Here is an 18,203-nt window from a genome sequence, read left to right as displayed (position 1 = left end):
TCTCCCTAAACGGTTTCGAGCGCGGTCGGCACGAAGTCCGGCGTGTCGGTGGATTGATAGTTGAAGGTCACGTCCTTCCAGACTTCGAGCGCCGCCTTCAGCGGCGTGCAGGTCTCGGCCGCCCGAGCCAGGATTTCCGGACCCTCGTGGACGTAATCGCGGCCCTCGTTGCGGGCGAGGATCATCGCTTCCAGCGCGACGCGGTTGGCGATCGCGCCGGCCGCAATGCCCATGGGATGGCCGATGGTGCCGCCGCCAAACTGCAGCACGACGTCTTCGCCCAGGAGATCGAGCAGCTGATGCATCTGGCCTGCATGGATGCCGCCGGAGGCGACCGGCATCATCTTGTTGAGGCTCGCCCAGGACTGGTCGAAGAACAGGCCATGCTCGAGCTTGGTCGGGTTGAAGTCCTCGCGGCAGACGTCATAGTAGCCGCGCGTGGTGTTGGGATCGCCTTCGAGCTTGCCGACCACCGTGCCGGCATGGATGTGGTCGACACCGGCGAGCCGCATCCACTTCGCGATGACGCGGAACGACACGCCATGGCTCTTCTGCCGCGTATAGGTCGAATGACCGGCGCGATGCAGATGCAGGATCATGTCGTTGCGCCGCGCCCATTTGGCCATCGACTGGATCGCGGTGTAGCCGATCACGAGGTCGATCATGACGATGCAGGAGCCGAGCTCCTTGGCGAACTCCGCGCGCTCGTACATGTCCTCCATCGTGCCCGCGGTGACGTTCAGGTAGGTGCCCTTCACTTCGCCGGAAGCCGCCTGTGCGCGGTTCACGGCTTCCATGCAATAGAGGAAACGATCGCGCCAGTGCATGAAGGGCTGCGAGTTGATGTTCTCGTCGTCCTTGGTGAAGTCGAGTCCGCCCTTCAGCGCCTCATAGACCACGCGGCCGTAGTTGCGGCCCGAAAGCCCGAGCTTCGGCTTCACCGTCGCGCCCAGCAGCGGCCGGCCGAACTTGTCGAGCCGCTCGCGCTCGACCACGATGCCGGTCGCGGGTCCCTGGAACGTCTTCACATAGGCGACGGGGAAGCGCATGTCTTCGAGACGCAGCGCCTTCAGCGGCTTGAAGCCGAACACGTTGCCGATGATCGAGGCCGACAGGTTTGCGATCGAGCCCGGCTCGAACAGGTCGAGATCATAGGCGATGTAGGCGAAATACGAGCCGGGCGAGCCCGGGACAGGATCGACGCGATAGCATTTTGCGCGATACTTCTCGGCGGCGGTCAGGCGATCGGTCCACACCACGGTCCAGGTCGCGGTAGAGGATTCACCGGCGACCGCGGCGGAAGCCTCGATCGGATCGACGCCCTCCTGCGGCGTCACGCGGAACAGCGCGATGACGTCGGTGTCCTTCGGCGTGTAGTCAGGCTCCCAATAGCCCATGCGCTTGTATTCCATCACGCCCGAACGATAGCGTTCCTTGCCGCGGACGGTGCCTGCGTGTGCATTCATGGCTCTCTCCTGCTCTTCTCTCTCTGAATGATTAGGCCGCAACAGGCTCGCGCGCGCCGATGCGCGGATCGAGCTCGCCGGCGCGGTAACGCCGCGCCATCTCGCTCAACGGAATGACCTTGATCCTGCTGGCGTGGCCCGCGGTGCCGAACTGCTCGAAACGATCGCGGCAGAGCTCGCGCATCGCATCCATCGCCGGCTTGAGGAATTTGCGTGGATCGAACTCTGAGCGCGTCTCCGCCGCAACCTTGCGGAACACCGCGGTCATCGCCAGCCGGCAGTCGGTGTCGATATTGACCTTGCGCACGCCGCTCTTGATGCCGCGGACGATCTCCTCGACCGGCACGCCCCAGGTCTGCGGCATCTCACCGCCGAACTGGTTGAACATGTCCTGCAGCAGCTGCGGCACCGAGGAGGAGCCGTGCATGACGAGATGCGTATTCGGCAACCGGCGGTGGATCTCCTCGACCACCCGCATCGCCAGGATGTCACCGTCCGGTTTCCGGCTGAACTTGTAGGCGCCGTGCGAGGTGCCCATCGCAATCGCGAGGGCATCGACCTTGGTGGCGCGGACGAAGTCGACGGCCTGGTCGGGATCGGTCAGGAGCTGGTCGTGGCTGACCTTGCCCTCGACACCATGACCATCTTCCTGCTCGCCGCCGCCATGTTCAAGCGAGCCGAGCACGCCGAGCTCGCCTTCGACGGAGGCGCCAGTCCAGTGGGCGAGATCGACGACGCGGCGGGTGATCGCGACATTATAATCGTAATCGGCGGCAGTCTTGGCATCGGCCTTGAGGGAACCGTCCATCATCACCGAGGTAAAGCCATGGGCAATCGCGGACGCGCAGGTCGCCTCGTCGTTGCCGTGGTCCTGGTGCATGCAGAGCGGGATGTCCGGATAGGTCCGCTCCAGCGCATCGATCATGTGCGAGAGCATGAGATCGCCGGCATAGCTGCGCGCGCCGCGCGAGGCCTGGATGATCACTGGCGCATCGACCTCGGCCGCCGCCTGCATGATCGCGATGCCCTGCTCCATGTTGTTGATGTTGAACGCCGGCACCGCGTAGCCATGGCCGGCCGCGTGATCGAGCAATTGGCGAAGGGTGATACGAGCCACGATTGATCCTCCTTATTGGCGCTTGCGGGCGATTGCCCGGCGGGCGGCTTCCGCAATGCTCTGGGGCGTGATGCCGAATTCGCGATACAGCACCGGCGCCGGCGCCGAAGCGCCGAAACCGCGCATGCCGACGAATTCGCCGTCCGTGCCGATCCAGCGATGCCAATCGCCGGCGACGGCGGCCTCTACACCGACGCACGGCGCGGTGCCGAGCACGGCGGCGCGGTAATCGTCGGGCTGCTCCTCGAACAGGGCGAAGCACGGCGCGGACACCACGGCCGCGCGGATATGCTCGGTCGCAAGCAGGCGAGCGGCTTCCAGCGCAATCGAGACTTCCGAGCCGGTCGCCATCAGCGTCACGTCGCGGCCGCCGTCCGGCGAGACCACGAGATAGGCGCCGCACGCGACGCGGTTTCTGCCGCGCGCGTCGCTGCGGAAGGTCGGCAGCGCCTGCCGCGACAGGCACAGGACGGACGGACGGTTCTCGGAGCTGAGTGCGCAGTCCCAGGCCTCCAGGGTCTCCACCGCGTCGGCGGGGCGGAACACGAGGAGATTGGGGATCACCCGCAGCGCCGCGAGATGCTCGACCGGCTGGTGCGTCGGGCCGTCCTCGCCGAGGCCGATCGAGTCGTGCGTCATCACGTGGATGACGCGCAGCCGCATCAGCGCCGCAAGGCGGATCGCGGGCCGGCTGTAATCGGAGAACGCCAGGAACGTGCCGCCATAAGGAATGAAGCCGCCATGAAGCGCGAGGCCGTTCATCGCCGCGGCCATGCCGTGCTCGCGAATGCCGTAATGGATGTAGTCGCCAGCGAACGCGTCGCGCTTGACGGGCGCCTGCGTCTTGGCATGCGTGAGGTTCGAATGCGTCAGGTCCGCGGAGCCGCCGACCAGGCCGGCAATCGTCCCGGCGATGCCATCGAGCACCTGTTGCGAGGCCTGCCGCGTCGCGAGCTTCGGACGTTCGGATGCGAAGCGTTCGCGCAATCTCGCGGCGGCCAGCGCATAGGCGGCAGGCAGAGCGACGGCCTTGCCTTCGACGAACATGTCGCGCTGCTCCGGCGTCGCGCGTTCATAGCGATCGAGCCAGGCGAGCCGATCGACCTGCCCGCGCTGCCCGATCATTCGCCACGCCTTGAGGATCGGCAGCGGCACCACGAAGGGCTGATAATCCCAACCGAGCGTCCGCCGCGCCGCCGCGGCCTGCTCGGTCCCGAGCGGCGCGCCGTGCGCCTTTTCCGTGCCTTGCCTGTCGGGCGCGCCGTAGCCGATGATGGTGCGGCAGGCGATCAGCGACGGCTTTGCGGTCTCCCGCTCATCCGCGATCGCCTGCGCAATGGCATCGGGATCGTGCCCGTCGATGCTGCGCACCGACCAGCCGGAGGCGGCGAAACGCGCGAGCTGATCATCGGAGGTGGCCAGCGAGGTCGGTCCGTCGATCGAGATTCCGTTGTCGTCGAACAGCACGATCAGACGGCCGAGCCCGAGATGGCCGGCGAGCGAGATCGCTTCCTGGCTGAGGCCTTCCATCAGGCAGCCGTCGCCGGCGATCACATAGGTGAAGTGATCGACGAGGCCGTCGCCATGCCGCGCGTTCGCCATGCGCTCGGCGAGCGCCATGCCGACCGCCGTCGCGATGCCCTGACCCAGCGGCCCCGTCGTGGTCTCGACACCAGGGGTGTGCCCGTATTCCGGATGCCCGGGTGTCTTCGAACCCCACTGCCGGAAGGCCTTGATGTCGTCGAGGCTGACGTCTCCACCGGTCAAATGCAGGAGCGCATAGAGCAGCATCGAGCCGTGGCCGGCCGAGAGGACAAAACGGTCGCGGTCCGGCCAATTGGGATGAGCCGAGTCGAATTTCAGGAAGCGCGAGAACAGCACGGCTGCGACATCGGCCATGCCCATGGGCAGGCCGGGATGGCCCGACTGCGACGTCTCGATGGCATCGACCGCGAGGAAGCGGACGGCGTTGGCGAGATCATTGCGCGTGACCGCCGAGAGGTCGGCTTCGGCGTGGACGGAGATGTTCATCGGTGTCTCTCCCTGTTCACTTCAGGCTGCGCTTGCGCTCGATCAGCTGCATGATCAGTGGCGTCAGGATCAGCTGCATCGCCAGATCGAGCTTCGCGCCGGGGCAGACGATGGAATTGGCGCGCGACATCCAGCTCTGCGGCAGCATCGACAGCAGATAGGGGAAGTCGATGCCGCGCGGATTCTTGAAGCGGATCACCACCATCGATTCATCCGGCGTCGGGATCCAGCGCGCGATGAACGGATTGGAGGTATCCACCGTCGGCACGCGCTGGAAGTTGATGTCGGTCTCGGAGAATTGCGGGCAGATGTAGTGGATGTAATCCGGCATCCGCCGCAGGATGGTGTCGGTGACGGCCTCGGTCGAATATCCGCGCGCGCTGCGGTCGCGGTGCAGCTTCTGGATCCATTCGAGATTGATGACCGGCACGACGCCGATCTTGAGGTCGGCATAGCGCGCGACGTTGACCTTGTCGGTGACCACGGCGCCGTGCAGGCCCTCGTAGAACAACAGGTCCGAGTTCTCCGGCAGCTTCTCCCAATCGGTGAAGGTGCCGGGCGCCGCGCCGTGCAGCGCGGACTCTTCGGCGTCGTGCACATAGTGCCGCGTCACCGCCGTGCCGGTCTCGCCATAGTCGCGGAAGGCCCGCTCCAGCTCCTCGAACAGATTGGTCCCGGGGCTGAAATGGCTGAAATGCCTGTTGCCGCGATCGGCTTCCTTGGCCATCTGCGCGCGCATCTCGGCGCGGTCGTAGCGGTGAAAGGCGTCACCCTCGATGTAGGCGGCGTTGACCTTCTCGCGGAAGAATATCTGCTCGAACGTCTTCTTCACCGAGGTGGTGCCGGCGCCGGAGGAGCCGGTGATGGAGATGATCGGATGCTTCCTGGACATGCGTCACCCTCCTCACAGCCGGAAGAAGCCACGCCGCGCGAACAGCGGCGCCGAGACGCTGGCAACCAGCAGCGGATCGCAATGCAGCTCCTCGACGCGGTGCACCTCGTTGCTCGAGCCCATGATCAGCGGCGCGCGTTGGTGCAGGCTGTGCGCCGAGAGGTCGAGGATGCGCTCGCGCCCGGTCGTGGCCGAGCCGCCCGCCTGCTCGATGATCATGGCCATCGGATGCGCCTCGTAGACAAGGCGCAGGCGGCCGTCGCCATAGCCGGGACGCGCGTCGGAGGGATAGAGGAACACGCCGCCGCGGGTGAGGATGCGATAGGCCTCGGCGACCAGCGAGCCGATCCAGCGCATGTTGAAATCATGGTTGGCGGGGCCTTCGACGCCGGCGAGACATTCGTCGATGAAGGCGCGCACCGGCGAATCCCAATGCCGGCGGTTCGAGGCGTTGATCGCGAATTCCTCACACGCCTCGGCGATCTGCACGCCGCTGCGGGCGAGGCGGAAGCAGCCCGCCTTGCGGTCGAGCGTGAAGATGTCGACGCCCTCGCCAAGCGTCAGCACCAGGGAGGTCTGCGGGCCGTAGGTGACGAAGCCCGCCGCGAGCTGCGCCGAGCCGCGCTGATGGAAGGCGAGCGTGAGGTCATCCGGGGCAGGCAGGATCGAGAAGATCGTGCCGACGGTCATGTTGATGTCGATGTTGGAGGAGCCGTCGAGCGGGTCGATCGCGACGCAGATCTTTGCCTCGCGATCGCCGATCTGGGCCTCGCGCATCTCCTCCGACGCCAGCGCTGCGATCGGCAGCTTGCTGAGGCAGCGGCGCAGGATCGCATCCGCCTGGATGTCGAGGTTGCGTTGGACGTCGCCGTCGCTGTTGAGCCCCCTCGTCAGGCCGGAGGCATCCGCGAGATCGCCTGACGCGATGAGGTCGGCGATCTCGATGGCCGCTGCCGCGATGGCATCGACCGCGGCGGCCACGGCCAGCGCATGCGGCGCGGTCTCGGAATACCGTTGAAGGTGATCGTCCAGCCTGAGTTGCCCGGTCATCTGCGTTCATCCCCTTTGCCGGCGCCGCATCCGTTCCCTCCCCTCTGGAGGTCGTTGCGGTCAGTCCCGGCATCAGGAGATTGACAGGGGCAGCTTAATAAGGAAAATTTCTATTCATAATGACCGTCAAAGAATTTTCTTATAATGGTCTCAGCCATGCGGCGGCTCAGCTCCGGCATCTGACGATCCGGCAGCTGCGTTCGCTTGCCGCGCTCTCAGCCAAGGGCAGTGTGACGGCCGCGTCCGGCCATCTCGGGCTGACCCAGCCGGCCGTGACCCAGCAGCTCCGGCAGCTGCAGGACCTCGCAGGCTTGCCGCTGGTGCAGCGGACCGGCGACGGCATGCTGCTGACGGAGGCGGGCAAGGAGGTCCTCGCGCTGGCCGAGCGGGTCGAGGCCGCGATCACGGATTGCCAGGGCGCACTCGATCTGCTCGCGGGGCGGACCGGCGGCACGGTGCATCTCGGCGCGGTCTCGACCGCGAAATATTTCGTGCCGCATGCGATCGCGGCGTTCTCCAAGCGCTATCCCAAGATCGAGATCAAGCTCACCATCGGCAATCGCGAGGAGATCCGAGGGGCCATGCACGGCTACGACCTCGATTTCGCAGTGATGGGTCGGCCACCGGCCGACGTCAGCGTCGACGTCCGCCAGCTCGGCCGCAATCCGCACATCATCGTCGCGCGCAAGGGACACTGGCTGGAGAAGGATTCCGGCCTCAACCTGACCGATCTCGTGCACGAAACCTTCCTCACCCGCGAGCCCGGCTCGGGCACGCGGACGCTGATGGAGGGCATGTTCCAGAAGTCGGACCTCGAGCCGATCATCGGCATGGAGATGAGCAGCAACGAGACCATCAAGCAGGCTGTGATCGCCGGGCTCGGCATCGCCTTCATCTCGGCCCACACCGTGGCGCACGAGCTCACCGAGGGCCGGCTCGTCGTGCTCGACGTCGCGGGCCTGCCGATCGTGCGGCAATGGTACGTGATCCGCCGCAGCGACAAGGTGCTGCTGCCGCCGGCGCAGGCGATGTTCGATTTTCTGGGCTCGGAAGGGTCGAACTATCTGCCCGACGTGCCCGAGTTCGGCGGGCGATAATGCGCCGGCGCTCAGCTCATCAGCTTCATCGCGACGGTGGCCGCCAGGATCACGATGATCTGGAGCAGGCGCTCCGTCGTGAAGATGCGGTTGAACGTGGTCATCGCTTGCCCCGGCCGGCGTGAAGGTGATTTGGATCGGCCCGTTGCTAGCACAGGTGGGCCGCGAGACAACTCCGTAATTGCCACGGGTGCAGCGGGGTAACTACTCACGCCCTCCCCGACCGACGATCGATCCACCACGCAAGGCCGCGTGCGGCCCCCTCTTCGAACCCGATGGACGGTATGCCTGCGATCACCTCGCGAAGGCGGCGGACGTCGGCGGCCATGATCGGCTCGGCGTCGACCCCCGTGGCGGTGACGGCGCCGAACCTGACCAGATGGCGCGCATCGAGGAGCTCAGCGACGTGCTCGATTACGCTGCGCAGGCTGCGCACGTCACCGCTGGCGAGATTGACCGCGCCGGTGAGATCGCTGTCGAGCACGGCAGCGATCAACTGTGCGAGGTCATCGACATAGACGAAGTCGCGCAGCTGCCCGCCATGCGAGCAGTCGAAGGGCTGTCCCGCGTGAAGGCTTCGGATCAGCGACGGGATGAGGCGCGCTTCGGGCTCGTGCGGGCCGAACGGGACAAACACGCGGCCCCACGCGGCGCCCGCCGCGATATAGGCTTCGGCCGCGGCGAGCTTGGCTTGTCCGTACAATGTCGTGGGACGGCATTGGCTGGTGCGCTCCTCGCAAGGTCCGCCCTGCGGTCCGTATTCGAGGCAGCTTCCGATGCCGAGGATGCGCTCGGTGCCGCAGGCCCTGGCGCGCGCGAGCAGGTCGATGCTGGCCTCCGCCCAGAGCCGGTTGACCGGATCCTCGCGGTAGTGGCCCGGCCGGGCCTCCCAGGCGAGATGAACGAGGTGCGTCGGCCGCACTGCGGCCAGTGCCTCCTCGCGGCCGGCTTCGGTGAGGAGATCGGCCGCACGCCACGTCATGCCTGACATCGCCGGCTGCGCCGTGCGCGCGATGCCATGAACCTCGAAGCCGCGAGCCGCCAGCACAGGCAGCAATGCGCGGCCGATGAAGCCTGACGCGCCCGTGACCAGCACCCGCCTCATGCGAGATACGGCAGCGCGCGGTCGCGCGCGGACAGGATCGGATCAGGCAGCGGCCATGCGATCGCCAGCGACGGATCGTCCCAGCGAATGCCGGCTGCGCCTTGCGCGTCATAGGGCACGTCGATGCAATACATCAGCTCGGTCCCGTCCACGAGCGTCTGGAAGCCGTGCGCGCATCCGGCGGGAATGAACACGGCGTTGTGCCGATCGGCGGCGAGCTCGACCGAGCACCATTGTCCATAGCTCGGCAGCGACCGGCGCAAATCGACGATCACGTCGAAGGCGCGGCCGGCAATGCAGCGCACCAGTTTGGCCTCCGGCCGGCTGGCCTGGTGGTGCAGCCCTCGCAGGGTGCCGGCGCGTTCGTTGCGGGAGAGGCTATGTTGCGCGAAATGCGTCGGCAATCCATGCGCCGCGAACGCCTCGGCGTCGAACAGTCGGGCGAAGAATCCGCGCGCATCAGGCTCCGGCTCGATCCCGATTTCAACCACGCCCGGCAGCGCCAATGGAGTGAACTTCATCTCGGGCCCCCGCAACGCGACACCGCCGTTGCGAACATCCGTTCACCGAAACGCCTTTTCGGTTGCATCATGCGCAACGTTGGCGGAATTTCCGTGACGTGTGAGAATTCACTAACAGCCGCCGCACGACGGCACAACGGGACGCCCCGTTCATGGACAGGCATCGATGCCGCTTCTGCGCGCGGGCGCTCGACGAGACCTTCGTCGATCTCGGCCTGTCGCCTTTGGCGAACTCCTTCGTCCCGACGGAGCGGGCGGATGCGGCCGAGCCGACCTATCCGCTGCATGCCCGCGCGTGCGGTGCCTGCGGGCTGGTCCAGCTTCCGCAATTCGAGCCTGCGGCCAACATCTTCGACCGCTATCTCTACTATTCGTCCTATTCCGAGAGCTGGCTGCGTCACGCGGAGAGCTACGCCGACGAGATGATCGCCCGCGCGAGGCTCGGTGCAGCGTCCAAGGTGATCGAGATCGCCAGCAATGACGGATATTTGCTGCAATATTTTCAACGCGCCGGCATCCGCGCGCTCGGGATCGAGCCGGCCAGCGGTCCGGCGGCGACGGCGATCGCCAAGGGGATTCCGACCCGGACCTGCTATTTTGGCCGCGGTGCCGCCGCAGCGCTTCGCGCCGAAGGCCACGAGCCGGACCTGATCGTCGCCAACAACGTGCTGCCGCATGTCCCCGACCTCAACGATTTCGTCGCGGGTCTGCGCATTCTCCTGCCCGAGACCGGCCGTGCGACGCTGGAGCTGCCGCATCTGTTGCATCTGATCGAACAGATCCAGTTCGACACGATCTATCACGAACACCTCTCGTACTTCTCGCTCGCGACGCTGGAGACGGTGTTTCGCGCGCATGGCTTGCGCGTCTTCGACGTGGACGAATTGCCGACCCATGGCGGCTCGCTGCGCCTGCATGTCTGCGCCGAAGCCGCGCCTCAGGGCGCTTCGCCCACGCTCGAGAGGTTGCGTCAACGCGAAAGGGACGCCGGGCTCGACCAGCCTGCGACCTATCGTGATTTTCAGGCGAAGGTCGCGGCGAAGCGCGAGATGATCCGCGGCTTTCTCGTCGGCGCGCAGCGCGCGGGCAAGACGGTGGTGGCCTATGGCGCGCCCGCGAAAGGCAACACGCTGCTCAATTATTGCGGCGTCACGCGCAAGTTGATTTCGTTCACCGTGGACCGCAATCCGCACAAGCAGGGCCTGCTGCTGCCGGGAACGTATCTGCCGATCCGCGATCCCGCCGCCTTGATCGCAGCTAGGCCCGATTACGTCTTCATCCTGCCCTGGAATCTGAAGGACGAGATCATCGCGCAGCTGGCGGAGGTTCGCGCGTGGGGCGGACAATTCGTGGTGCCCGCGTCCGATCTTTCGATCGTATCCTGAGCGATGGTTAACGATCAGGCAGCGAGCGGAGCGGAATGGTCCGCGCGCAAAGCGAAATAGGCTTCCAGCTCCGACAGAGCCCGCTCTTCCCAATCCTTCGCCTGCTCCAGCAGCGACCAGCTCTGGCCCGGGCGGAAAGCAGCGGTCTGGCGATAGAGCGATGCGATGCCGCGATAGCGGCGCACATTCTCCAAGATGGCGTGACCGTTCATGTCCGAAAACTCCCTCGTCATTCCCGGGGGAGAAATTGCGGCCAAATCTTTTTCGAAAAGTTAGCGGCGCGCGGCAAGCTCGCGGATGGTTGCCGGACTGTTGCGCGCACGCAACGCGCGACGTGCTGCCAGGACGATTTCGGAGACGATTTCGAAAGCGATTTATTGCGGATTCGTTGCCGCGCTCTCGGCCGGGGACTTCAGCCCGCCGCGGCTGATGATCCTCACCGTCTCGCGGCAGAGATCGGCAAGGCCGATCAGCAGCACCGCGAGCAGGCAGAACAGGTTGATGGAATCGGTATTTGCGCTGCTCAGCGCGTTGAACTCGAAGAAGGGCGGAATGAACGCCCACCACACCAGCGGAATGGTGAACAGTGCGGCAAATCCCGCCGCCGGCGTGCCCGCGACGAGGCCGAGCACGAACAAGCCGGGCAGGAACACCGCAAAATAGAGCTTCGCGCCGAGCGCGATGCAGATGCCCTGAAGCACAGCCGACACAGCGACGACGACGCATCCAAGCAGAAATGCCTGCCACGACCATGGCCGTACCCGCGGTACGCCAAACAGTCCCGCACGCCTCATCAGCCTCCCCCTGCCGCCCTTTGACCGGGCCCGCTTGAGACGAAAGTACTACAGCCGCAGGCAAACCGCGAGATGGAAATTGCAGCCGAATGGGATTGGTAAACGAGCCGCAAGGCACGGCCCGGGGAGGCCTGCAGGCTGGTTGGGGTGCGTGTCCCGGACGAGCTGCAGCGCCGTTTGGCGTTGCGGCGCAGCGGCCGGATCCAGCAGCGGCACGGTCCAATGCGGTGCGATGGTCCCCGCCTCTCTAGCGCACCACCCCGGACGATGCTCCGCATCGCCGGGGGCGCGGCGGTGCGTCCGGGGCACGGGAGTGACAGCGGGCGAAACGGGCGACGGCCACGGCCTGTCCCCGGGTATCGCTGCGCTGATTCGGGCTACGACGAGGAGATCATGCCTTTGCCCGCACGGGCGATCCATCCGCCATCGTCATCACGCCCTTCCGGTCCACGATCATGCCATAGGTCTGCGGCTGACGGTGGACGTCGAAATTGAAGGTGGTGCGCTTGTAGGAATTGCAGAGGTCGAGATCGCAGCGGGCGAGCGCGAGCTCGTCGCCCTTGGTGGCGCAGCGCGCGATGATCTCGCCCGAGGGCGCGATGATGCAGCTGCCGCCGATGTGGTCGACACCCTCCTCGACGCCGGCCTTGGCGACGCCGACCACGAAGGTCCCGTTCTGATAGGCGCCGGCCTGCATGACCAGGTGGTTGTGGAACAGCGAGAGATCGTCATGCTCGGGCGCGGGCGGATTGTGCACCGGCGTGTTGTACCCGATCATCACCATCTCGACGCCCTGCAGGCCCATCACCCGATAGGTCTCGCTCCAGCGGCGGTCATTGCAGATCGCCATGCCCATCACACCGCCGAACGCATTGGCGACGCCGAAGCCGCTGCCCGGCTCGAAATAGCGCTTCTCCAGATGCTGAAATTTCCGCCAAGGCTCATGCTCGGCATGACCGGGCAGATGAACCTTGCGATACTTCAAGGTGATCGCGCCGCTCTTGTCCACGAGAATGGACGTGTTGTAGCGCCTGACGATTCCGGCCTCGACCGCCAGTTCGGCATAGCCGAGGCTGAAACCGATGCCGCTCGCGCGCGCAAGATCGAACAGGGCTCGCGTCTCCGGGCCCGGCATCTCGCGCTCGAAGAAGCTGTCGATTTCGGCCTGATCCTCAAAATACCAGCGCGGAAAAAACGTCGTCAGCGCGAGCTCGGGATAGACGATGAGGTCGCAGCCACTGGCCTTCGCCTCGCGCATCAAGGCCATCAGCCGTGCCACGACTTGGGTCCGGCTCTCGCTCCTCGCGATCGGGCCAAGCTGGCCGGCCGCAACAGTCACAAATCTCGTCACGCGTGATTCCTTCATGTCCCGGAGTGCGTCGGGCCTGAGCCTAATGAGCGGCGCACCGCGCGCACAGGCCGGCTCGCCCGTCGTCGTGACGGCACACAATCAAATTTCATGCCTGCGGGTATCATCGTGCGGAGCCGCGCGCGCCTTGGCAAAGAATCGGGAACTTCGTTGCGGATATGCAACGGTTCCCCACGGTCTGAAGCCGGACAAAACAAACTCCCAATCCGGCCACGAACCGCTCTCACAAGGCCGTGAGACTATCAGGGGAACGACGATGCGTGCACAACGCGTTTGGAAAGTGAATGGGGACGCCAGCATCGGGCATCTCCAATCGAAACTGGACGATCTCAATAAGCGCCTGGGTCAGCTGGAAAGCCTGCATTCTTCGAGCGGGAAGCTCGAAGAGCTCAAAGCGAGCGCGCTCAGCCTGTCCCGCGAGATCGACGACATCCGCTGCGCCGAGGCGACGGCGGCCTTGAGCGAGTTGCTGCGGAAGTAATCAGCAGGGCTGAGCTTGTCGATTCGGGGCGCTGAAGGAACCAACGTCACGTGCCGCCATTTCCATGAGAGCATGGAGCACGATCATGACCAGGCACCTGACGCGAGCCCATCTCGCACGCGGCGTGGCCGGCGCGGTGTCCACGCTGGTCCTTTGCGCGACGGCGGCCTTCGCCCTCGCGCGCCATTTTGCGCTGTGAGGGATTTGGCATGACCTCCGACCCCGAGGAGCAGGTACGGCTGCAAGGCTTTGGCGAGATGACGTTGCGCACCGCTGTCGCGACGCTGATGCAGCTCGCGCCGCGCGAGCGATCGGAGGCTGCGATCTTCCGCGTGCGCGACGGCGTGCGCCTCGCGGAAAGCGAGGTTGCCGAGCTCGCCTCGAACTGGGGCATCGAATCCGCACCAAAGGTGCGATCGCCGCGACTGGTCCCCGAGCAGCACTGGCCGGACATCGTCCGCGGCATGGTGCGCGAGGCGCCGCTGCCGGCGCTGATGGTCGCGTTCCTCGCGGGCGTTGTGATAGCGCGGCGGTAGAGCCCCGCGCCAGACTGCCGACGACCTCGTCCCGCAAATGCCTGGCCGCCGCAGCGGCCAGGCGGATGAGGCAGTCGTCTCAATGGTGCATTTTCTTTCCGCGGGCCGGCGGCAGCAGAACGGTGTCGATGACGTGGATGACGCCGTTGGACGCTTCGATATCCGGCTGGATCACGTGCGCATCGTTGACGCGGACACCGAGACTTCCGTCGACGTTCACGGGCTGACCTTGAACGGTCGCCACCTTGAGCGACTTGCCGGCGACATCGGCAGCCTTCACACGGCCTGGGATGACGTGATACTTCAGAATGGCCGCCAGCTTGGCCTTGTTCTTCAACAGCGACTCGACCGTTCCGGGCGGCAGCTTGGCGAAGGCTGCATCATTGGGCGCGAACACGGTGTAGGGGCCCTTGCCCTTGAGCGTATTGACGAGGCCGGCCGCTTTCACGGCCGTCACCAGCGTGGTGAACGAGCCGGCAGACACCGCCGTGTCCACGATGTCGGCGGCGCGTGCCGCAGACGAACCAAGCAGGCCAGCGACCATGGCCGCTCCGGCCACGAACGAACGAATTGCGGGCGTCATCAAATTCTCCAGATGTGATTGATCCATGCCGACGCGATGGGTGCACGCGCTATCGCGCATCCATCGTCCGATCCGTTGCGATCGACCCCCTTGAAACGAAGCCTCGCGACGGCTGGATCACCGCTCTTTTGAAAATCGACGGGCAGTGACGAGACGCCGCACCGACGTTCCACCGGTCCGGGCCGGACATTCAGCTCAAGGTCTTGATCACGAAACTCTTCAGCCGCTGCGCCGGCAGCGGAAGACGGTCGCGTTCAAGGATCGCGATCTCCGTGTCCTTAAGATCGGGCATTGGCTTTCCGTCCACCACGTGGAGATCGGGAGGGACCATATCCTTCGGAAGCACCGTCACGCCAAGCCGCGCGCGGACCGCGGCAAGTGTCCCGGCCAGCGAACCGCAGGTGTAGGCGACACGCCATGATCGTCTGGCGCGGTCGAGGGCTTCGGTTGCGCGCTTCCGGTAGACACAGGGTTTCGGCGAGACCGCGAGCGGAAGCACGCCTTGCCTGAGATCGACGCCGCCGGTGACCCAGACCAGCGGCTCACGCCACACGCGGGTGCCGGGGATTTCGATCGAGCGCTCGCGTTTGATCAGCGCCAGATCGAAAGCACCTTTGCGAAAGCGCTCGATCAGGTTCATCGTCAGATCGCAGGTGACTTCGAGATCGACCTGGGGATAGGCGTGGGCGAACCGGGCAAGCACATCGGGAAGATGGCGGGTCGCGAAATCCTCGGGCGCGCCGAGGCGAACGAGGCCCCGCATCGCCGGCTCCTGAATGCGCGCAACCATTTCGTCATTCAAGTCGAGCATGCGCCGGGCATCGTCGAAGAACGTCTCGCCTTCCGGGGTCAACGCGACCGCTTGCGGCGACCGTTCGAGCAATTTGCCACCGACCATTTGCTCGAGCCGGCGGATTTGCAGGGAGATCGTCGACTGCTGCAAGCCCAGCGTCTGCGCGGCGCGCGTGAAGTTGCCGAGCGAGACGATGGTGACGAAGGACCTGATCAGGTCGATGTCGAGGTTTTGGCGCGGACGAGCCATTATCATTGCCTTTTTCAATGATGATCCTTGATACAATCAATTTTGGCAAACACCAACGAAAAGCTATGCAGCCCTCCGTTCGCCCCAACCCGCCAGGAGGTCCCATGCTCGCGCTCGCCGTTCAGAATCTCGTCTCACCCTCGGTGCTGTTCTTCGGCGTGGGCCTCGGCGCCTCGCTCGGCCGCTCGGACCTCTCCGTGCCGGAGGCGATCGCGCGCTTCCTTTCGCTCTATCTGCTGATCTCGATCGGCTTTCGTGGCGGCGCCGAGGTCGCCCATCAGGGCCTGACGCTGGCGCTGGTGTTGACGATCGGGGCCGGCGTGGTGCTGTCGGCCGGCCTGCCCTTCATTGCCTACGCCCTGCTGCGCTATGGCGCGGGCCTCGACCACATCAACGCCGCCGCCGTGGCCAGTCACTACGGGTCCATCTCGGCCGTGACGTTCGTGGCCGTGACCGGCGCGCTCACCCAGCTCGCGCTGCCCTTTGACGGCTATATGATCGCGGTCGCGGCCGCGATGGAGACACCGGCGATCTTCTCGGCGCTGCTGATCGCGCGCAGCGGACAAGGGAAAGCGAAAGGCGAGTTCTCCGGAGGCTTTTTGCGCGAGATCGCACTCAACGGCTCGATCGTTGCCTTGCTCGGCGCGTTCGCGGTCGGCTGCATCACGGGTGAACGCGGGATGACCTCGCTGAGGCCCTTCCTGCTCGATGCATTCCCCGGCTTCCTGTGCGTCTTCCTGCTCGACATGGGCCTGATCGCCGGGCGCGGGCTGCGGGACGGCTGGAAATCGCTGTCTGCTGCGGTCGTAGGCTTTGCCTGGGTGATGCCGCTGATCGGCGCCGCATTCGCTGCGACTTTCGCCTGGCTCATCGGGCTGTCGCCAGGCAGCACCGCGATCCTGATGACGCTAGGGGCATCCGCCTCCTATATCGCCGTTCCGGCCGCGATGCGACTGGCCCTGCCCGCCGCGAACCCGGCGATCGCTCTGACGCTCTCGCTCGGCCTGACCTTTCCCTTCAATCTGATCGTCGGCATCCCGCTCTACATCGCCGCCGCCCAGATCATCGCACGGTGAAGACAGCATGCAGATGTTTGCCAAGAAGCGGATCGATATCCTGATCGAGCGGGCGCTGCTGAAGCGGCTGACCGACGAACTCGAGCGCACGGGCGTGAGCGGTTACTCCGTCGCGCCCCTCGCCGGCGGGCGTGGCCACGCCGGTCGGTGGGAAGCGGATGGCCAGATCAGCGATGCCGCCGGAATGTTCGCGCTGTGGTGTATCGTGGACGCAGCTCGCCTCGACGAGCTGCTTCAGGCCGTCTTCGCCATCGTCGCCCGGCAGGTGGGCCTGGTCTCGGTCAGTGACGTGCAGGTGGTGCGTCCGGAGCTGTTTTGACGGCAACAGGCGCGGCTGGTCGGGCCGGCGCCTGGACCGACGAACCTTGGCGGTGTGCAAAGCTTCATGCCATGCCGCCGCAGCAAGCCGCCCTGCCCCGCCAAATCGGCCGTGGACCCGATCCCGAAATCGTAGCAGAAAGGCGCTCCGAGGCGCTGACAGCCGGTCTGCCAAGCCTCTGGAAAACGTCAACTTTTGGAAGAATGGTCGGAGTGGCAGGATTCGAACCTGCGACCCCTGCGTCCCGAACGCAGTGCTCTACCGGGCTGAGCCACACTCCGACAAGAGGCCGGCTTATAGCGTCGGGTTTGGCGCACCGCAAGCGGCCGAGATGAGGAATTTTGTCCCTGTGAAAACGGGTGTTGAAACGCTGATTTTACCGGCCGGTGCGGCCGGCGCGGAGGCTGCCGCCCGGCGGCTGGCGGCCGGCGGGCTGGTCGCGTTTCCGACCGAGACGGTCTACGGGCTTGGGGCGGATGCCGCCAACGCCACCGCGATTGCCCATCTCTACGCCGCCAAGGGGCGGCCGGCGTTCAATCCGCTTATTGCCCATGTGCCTGATATCGCCGCCGCGCGCCGGATCGGGCGGTTCGACGCGCGCGCGTTGAAGCTTGCCGAGGCGTTCTGGCCGGGGCCGCTGACGCTGGTGGTGCCGAAGACGGAGAACTGCCCGGTGGCGGATCTCGCCACCGCTGGCCTCGACACGGTCGCGATCCGCATTCCCGCCCACCCGGTCGCGCAGGCGATCCTGCGCGCCTTCGGCGGGGCGGTGGTGGCACCGTCCGCCAACATCTCCGGCCACGTCTCGCCGACACTGGCCGCCCATGTCGAGAGCGACCTGTCAGGGCGGATCGACCTGATCGTCGACGGCGGGCCCGTCGCGGTCGGCGTCGAATCGACCATCGTCGGCTGCTTCGAGACCGCGATGCTGCTGCGGCCCGGCGGGCTGTCGCGCGAGCGGATCGAGGCGGTGCTCGGCGAGCCCCTGGCGCGGCCGCCGGTGGAGGCCGAAATCGGCGACAGCCAGCCGCTGGCGCCGGGCATGCTGGCCTCGCATTACGCGCCGCGCGCGCCTGTGCGGCTGAAAGCGCAGGACGTGGCGCCAAGCGAAGCGCTGCTGGCGTTCGGTCCTGCACGCCTACCCGGCATGGAGGCCGCCGCCGCTGTCATGAATTTGTCGCCCACCTCTGATCTCGATGAAGCCGCCGCCAATCTGTTCGGCTATCTTCGCGAGCTCGATGCGAAGGGCCCGCGGGCGATTGCGGTGATGGCGATCCCCGAGGAAGATTTGGGTGAAGCGATCAACGACCGGTTGCGCCGGGCGGCGGTTGCGCGCTGA

General features: G+C 65.8%; 19 protein-coding genes and 1 tRNA gene. 7 read left to right on the top strand and 13 right to left on the bottom strand.

Translation table 11 applies throughout. The annotated features are described in order from the left end of the window. Positions 1–5 precede the first annotated feature (5 nt). Genes XH83_RS09220 through XH83_RS09200 form a run of 5 tightly spaced genes read right to left on the bottom strand, consistent with a single transcriptional unit; the run spans position 6 to position 6,556 of the window. Positions 6–1,466 (bottom strand): form I ribulose bisphosphate carboxylase large subunit, encoded by a 1,461-nt coding sequence (locus XH83_RS09220; protein ID WP_194406692.1) that lies wholly within the window; start codon positions 1,464–1,466, stop codon positions 6–8. Positions 1,467–1,497: 31 nt separating this feature from the next. Continuing rightward, on the bottom strand, positions 1,498–2,583 hold the full coding sequence (gene fba / locus XH83_RS09215) for a class II fructose-bisphosphate aldolase (protein ID WP_194406691.1): 1,086 nt from the start codon (positions 2,581–2,583) through the stop codon (positions 1,498–1,500). Between the two features lie 12 nt (positions 2,584–2,595). Further along, entirely contained in the window at positions 2,596–4,614 is a 2,019-nt protein-coding gene (gene tkt / locus XH83_RS09210; RefSeq protein WP_194406690.1) for a transketolase, read from the bottom strand. A gap of 16 nt (positions 4,615–4,630) precedes the next feature. Next, positions 4,631–5,506 (bottom strand): phosphoribulokinase, encoded by an 876-nt coding sequence (locus XH83_RS09205; protein ID WP_194406689.1) that lies wholly within the window; start codon positions 5,504–5,506, stop codon positions 4,631–4,633. A gap of 12 nt (positions 5,507–5,518) precedes the next feature. Next, entirely contained in the window at positions 5,519–6,556 is a 1,038-nt protein-coding gene (locus tag XH83_RS09200) for a class 1 fructose-bisphosphatase (protein ID WP_194406688.1), read from the bottom strand. 119 nt (positions 6,557–6,675) lie between these two features. Here XH83_RS09200 and XH83_RS09195 point away from each other — a divergent pair, with 119 nt between their 5' ends. Further along, positions 6,676–7,653, top strand: coding sequence for a LysR family transcriptional regulator (locus XH83_RS09195; protein WP_194406687.1), 978 nt, complete (start codon positions 6,676–6,678; stop codon positions 7,651–7,653). A 208-nt stretch (positions 7,654–7,861) separates the two neighbouring features. Here XH83_RS09195 and XH83_RS09190 read toward each other — a convergent pair whose 3' ends face one another. Continuing rightward, positions 7,862–8,758, bottom strand: coding sequence for an NAD(P)-dependent oxidoreductase (locus XH83_RS09190; protein WP_194406686.1), 897 nt, complete (start codon positions 8,756–8,758; stop codon positions 7,862–7,864). Next, positions 8,755–9,279 carry a dTDP-4-dehydrorhamnose 3,5-epimerase gene (gene rfbC, locus XH83_RS09185; protein WP_194406685.1) on the bottom strand — a complete coding sequence of 175 codons (525 nt, stop codon included), beginning with the start codon at positions 9,277–9,279 and terminating at the stop codon, positions 8,755–8,757. The genes XH83_RS09190 and rfbC overlap by 4 nt, the downstream gene beginning before the upstream one ends. A 152-nt stretch (positions 9,280–9,431) precedes the next feature. Between rfbC and XH83_RS09180 the strand changes: the two genes are divergently transcribed. Continuing rightward, a complete protein-coding gene (locus XH83_RS09180; RefSeq protein WP_194406684.1) occupies positions 9,432–10,664 on the top strand; it encodes a class I SAM-dependent methyltransferase in 1,233 nt (410 codons plus the stop codon). Between the two features lie 14 nt (positions 10,665–10,678). Here the strand turns inward: XH83_RS09180 and XH83_RS09175 are convergent, their stop codons facing one another. From XH83_RS09175 to XH83_RS09165, 3 genes are all read right to left on the bottom strand, one after another. Further along, complete coding sequence (locus tag XH83_RS09175; RefSeq protein WP_194406683.1) at positions 10,679–10,876, bottom strand: hypothetical protein; 198 nt, start codon at positions 10,874–10,876, stop codon at positions 10,679–10,681. Positions 10,877–11,038: 162 nt separating this feature from the next. Then, positions 11,039–11,458: a DUF4118 domain-containing protein gene (locus tag XH83_RS09170; RefSeq protein WP_194406682.1), complete on the bottom strand. Its 420-nt coding sequence runs from the start codon at positions 11,456–11,458 to the stop codon at positions 11,039–11,041. 391 nt (positions 11,459–11,849) lie between these two features. Continuing rightward, the gene (locus XH83_RS09165; protein ID WP_194406681.1) at positions 11,850–12,809 is read right to left on the bottom strand and encodes an N-carbamoyl-D-amino-acid hydrolase; all 960 of its coding nucleotides are present in this window, start codon (positions 12,807–12,809) and stop codon (positions 11,850–11,852) included. Positions 12,810–12,852: 43 nt separating this feature from the next. Here XH83_RS09165 and XH83_RS39685 point away from each other — a divergent pair, with 43 nt between their 5' ends. Further along, on the top strand, positions 12,853–13,308 hold the full coding sequence (locus tag XH83_RS39685; protein ID WP_246776445.1) for a hypothetical protein: 456 nt from the start codon (positions 12,853–12,855) through the stop codon (positions 13,306–13,308). Between the two features lie 209 nt (positions 13,309–13,517). Then, the gene (locus XH83_RS09155) at positions 13,518–13,844 is read left to right on the top strand and encodes a hypothetical protein (protein ID WP_194406679.1); all 327 of its coding nucleotides are present in this window, start codon (positions 13,518–13,520) and stop codon (positions 13,842–13,844) included. Positions 13,845–13,923: 79 nt separating this feature from the next. Here the strand turns inward: XH83_RS09155 and XH83_RS09150 are convergent, their stop codons facing one another. Further along, positions 13,924–14,388 carry a fasciclin domain-containing protein gene (locus XH83_RS09150; protein WP_194408206.1) on the bottom strand — a complete coding sequence of 155 codons (465 nt, stop codon included), beginning with the start codon at positions 14,386–14,388 and terminating at the stop codon, positions 13,924–13,926. A gap of 229 nt (positions 14,389–14,617) precedes the next feature. After that, positions 14,618–15,469 carry a LysR family transcriptional regulator gene (locus XH83_RS09145; protein WP_194406678.1) on the bottom strand — a complete coding sequence of 284 codons (852 nt, stop codon included), beginning with the start codon at positions 15,467–15,469 and terminating at the stop codon, positions 14,618–14,620. A gap of 104 nt (positions 15,470–15,573) precedes the next feature. Here XH83_RS09145 and XH83_RS09140 point away from each other — a divergent pair, with 104 nt between their 5' ends. Beyond that, positions 15,574–16,545 carry a sodium-dependent bicarbonate transport family permease gene (locus XH83_RS09140; RefSeq protein ID WP_194406677.1) on the top strand — a complete coding sequence of 324 codons (972 nt, stop codon included), beginning with the start codon at positions 15,574–15,576 and terminating at the stop codon, positions 16,543–16,545. A 7-nt stretch (positions 16,546–16,552) separates the two neighbouring features. Next, complete coding sequence (locus tag XH83_RS09135; RefSeq protein ID WP_194406676.1) at positions 16,553–16,864, top strand: P-II family nitrogen regulator; 312 nt, start codon at positions 16,553–16,555, stop codon at positions 16,862–16,864. A 204-nt stretch (positions 16,865–17,068) separates the two neighbouring features. Here the strand turns inward: XH83_RS09135 and XH83_RS09130 are convergent. Continuing rightward, positions 17,069–17,145, bottom strand: a tRNA-Pro gene (locus XH83_RS09130). 68 nt (positions 17,146–17,213) lie between these two features. Between XH83_RS09130 and XH83_RS09125 the strand changes: the two genes are divergently transcribed. After that, positions 17,214–18,203 (top strand): L-threonylcarbamoyladenylate synthase, encoded by a 990-nt coding sequence (locus XH83_RS09125; RefSeq protein ID WP_194406675.1) that lies wholly within the window; start codon positions 17,214–17,216, stop codon positions 18,201–18,203.

The organism is Bradyrhizobium sp. CCBAU 53351, assembly GCF_015291745.1.
GTDB lineage: Bacteria > Pseudomonadota > Alphaproteobacteria > Rhizobiales > Xanthobacteraceae > Bradyrhizobium.
Note: the sequence above shows the minus strand (reverse complement) of the source record. Positions and strands in the feature narration are given on the sequence as shown.

What these genes read in the sequence shown, in the direction of transcription:
- XH83_RS09220 (WP_194406692.1), bottom strand. Translation starts at nt 1,466, where the DNA reads ATGAATGCACACGCAGGCACCGTCCGCGGCAAGGAACGCTATCGTTCG.
- tkt (WP_194406690.1), bottom strand. Translation starts at nt 4,614, where the DNA reads ATGAACATCTCCGTCCACGCCGAAGCCGACCTCTCGGCGGTCACGCGC.
- XH83_RS09205 (WP_194406689.1), bottom strand. Translation starts at nt 5,506, where the DNA reads ATGTCCAGGAAGCATCCGATCATCTCCATCACCGGCTCCTCCGGCGCC.
- XH83_RS09200 (WP_194406688.1), bottom strand. Translation starts at nt 6,556, where the DNA reads ATGACCGGGCAACTCAGGCTGGACGATCACCTTCAACGGTATTCCGAG.
- XH83_RS09195 (WP_194406687.1), top strand. Translation starts at nt 6,676, where the DNA reads ATGACCGTCAAAGAATTTTCTTATAATGGTCTCAGCCATGCGGCGGCT.
- XH83_RS09190 (WP_194406686.1), bottom strand. Translation starts at nt 8,758, where the DNA reads ATGAGGCGGGTGCTGGTCACGGGCGCGTCAGGCTTCATCGGCCGCGCA.
- rfbC (WP_194406685.1), bottom strand. Translation starts at nt 9,279, where the DNA reads ATGAAGTTCACTCCATTGGCGCTGCCGGGCGTGGTTGAAATCGGGATC.
- XH83_RS09180 (WP_194406684.1), top strand. Translation starts at nt 9,432, where the DNA reads ATGGACAGGCATCGATGCCGCTTCTGCGCGCGGGCGCTCGACGAGACC.
- XH83_RS09175 (WP_194406683.1), bottom strand. Translation starts at nt 10,876, where the DNA reads ATGAACGGTCACGCCATCTTGGAGAATGTGCGCCGCTATCGCGGCATC.
- XH83_RS09170 (WP_194406682.1), bottom strand. Translation starts at nt 11,458, where the DNA reads ATGAGGCGTGCGGGACTGTTTGGCGTACCGCGGGTACGGCCATGGTCG.
- XH83_RS39685 (WP_246776445.1), top strand. Translation starts at nt 12,853, where the DNA reads ATGAGCGGCGCACCGCGCGCACAGGCCGGCTCGCCCGTCGTCGTGACG.
- XH83_RS09155 (WP_194406679.1), top strand. Translation starts at nt 13,518, where the DNA reads ATGACCTCCGACCCCGAGGAGCAGGTACGGCTGCAAGGCTTTGGCGAG.
- XH83_RS09150 (WP_194408206.1), bottom strand. Translation starts at nt 14,388, where the DNA reads ATGGTCGCTGGCCTGCTTGGTTCGTCTGCGGCACGCGCCGCCGACATC.
- XH83_RS09145 (WP_194406678.1), bottom strand. Translation starts at nt 15,469, where the DNA reads ATGGCTCGTCCGCGCCAAAACCTCGACATCGACCTGATCAGGTCCTTC.
- XH83_RS09140 (WP_194406677.1), top strand. Translation starts at nt 15,574, where the DNA reads ATGCTCGCGCTCGCCGTTCAGAATCTCGTCTCACCCTCGGTGCTGTTC.
- XH83_RS09135 (WP_194406676.1), top strand. Translation starts at nt 16,553, where the DNA reads ATGCAGATGTTTGCCAAGAAGCGGATCGATATCCTGATCGAGCGGGCG.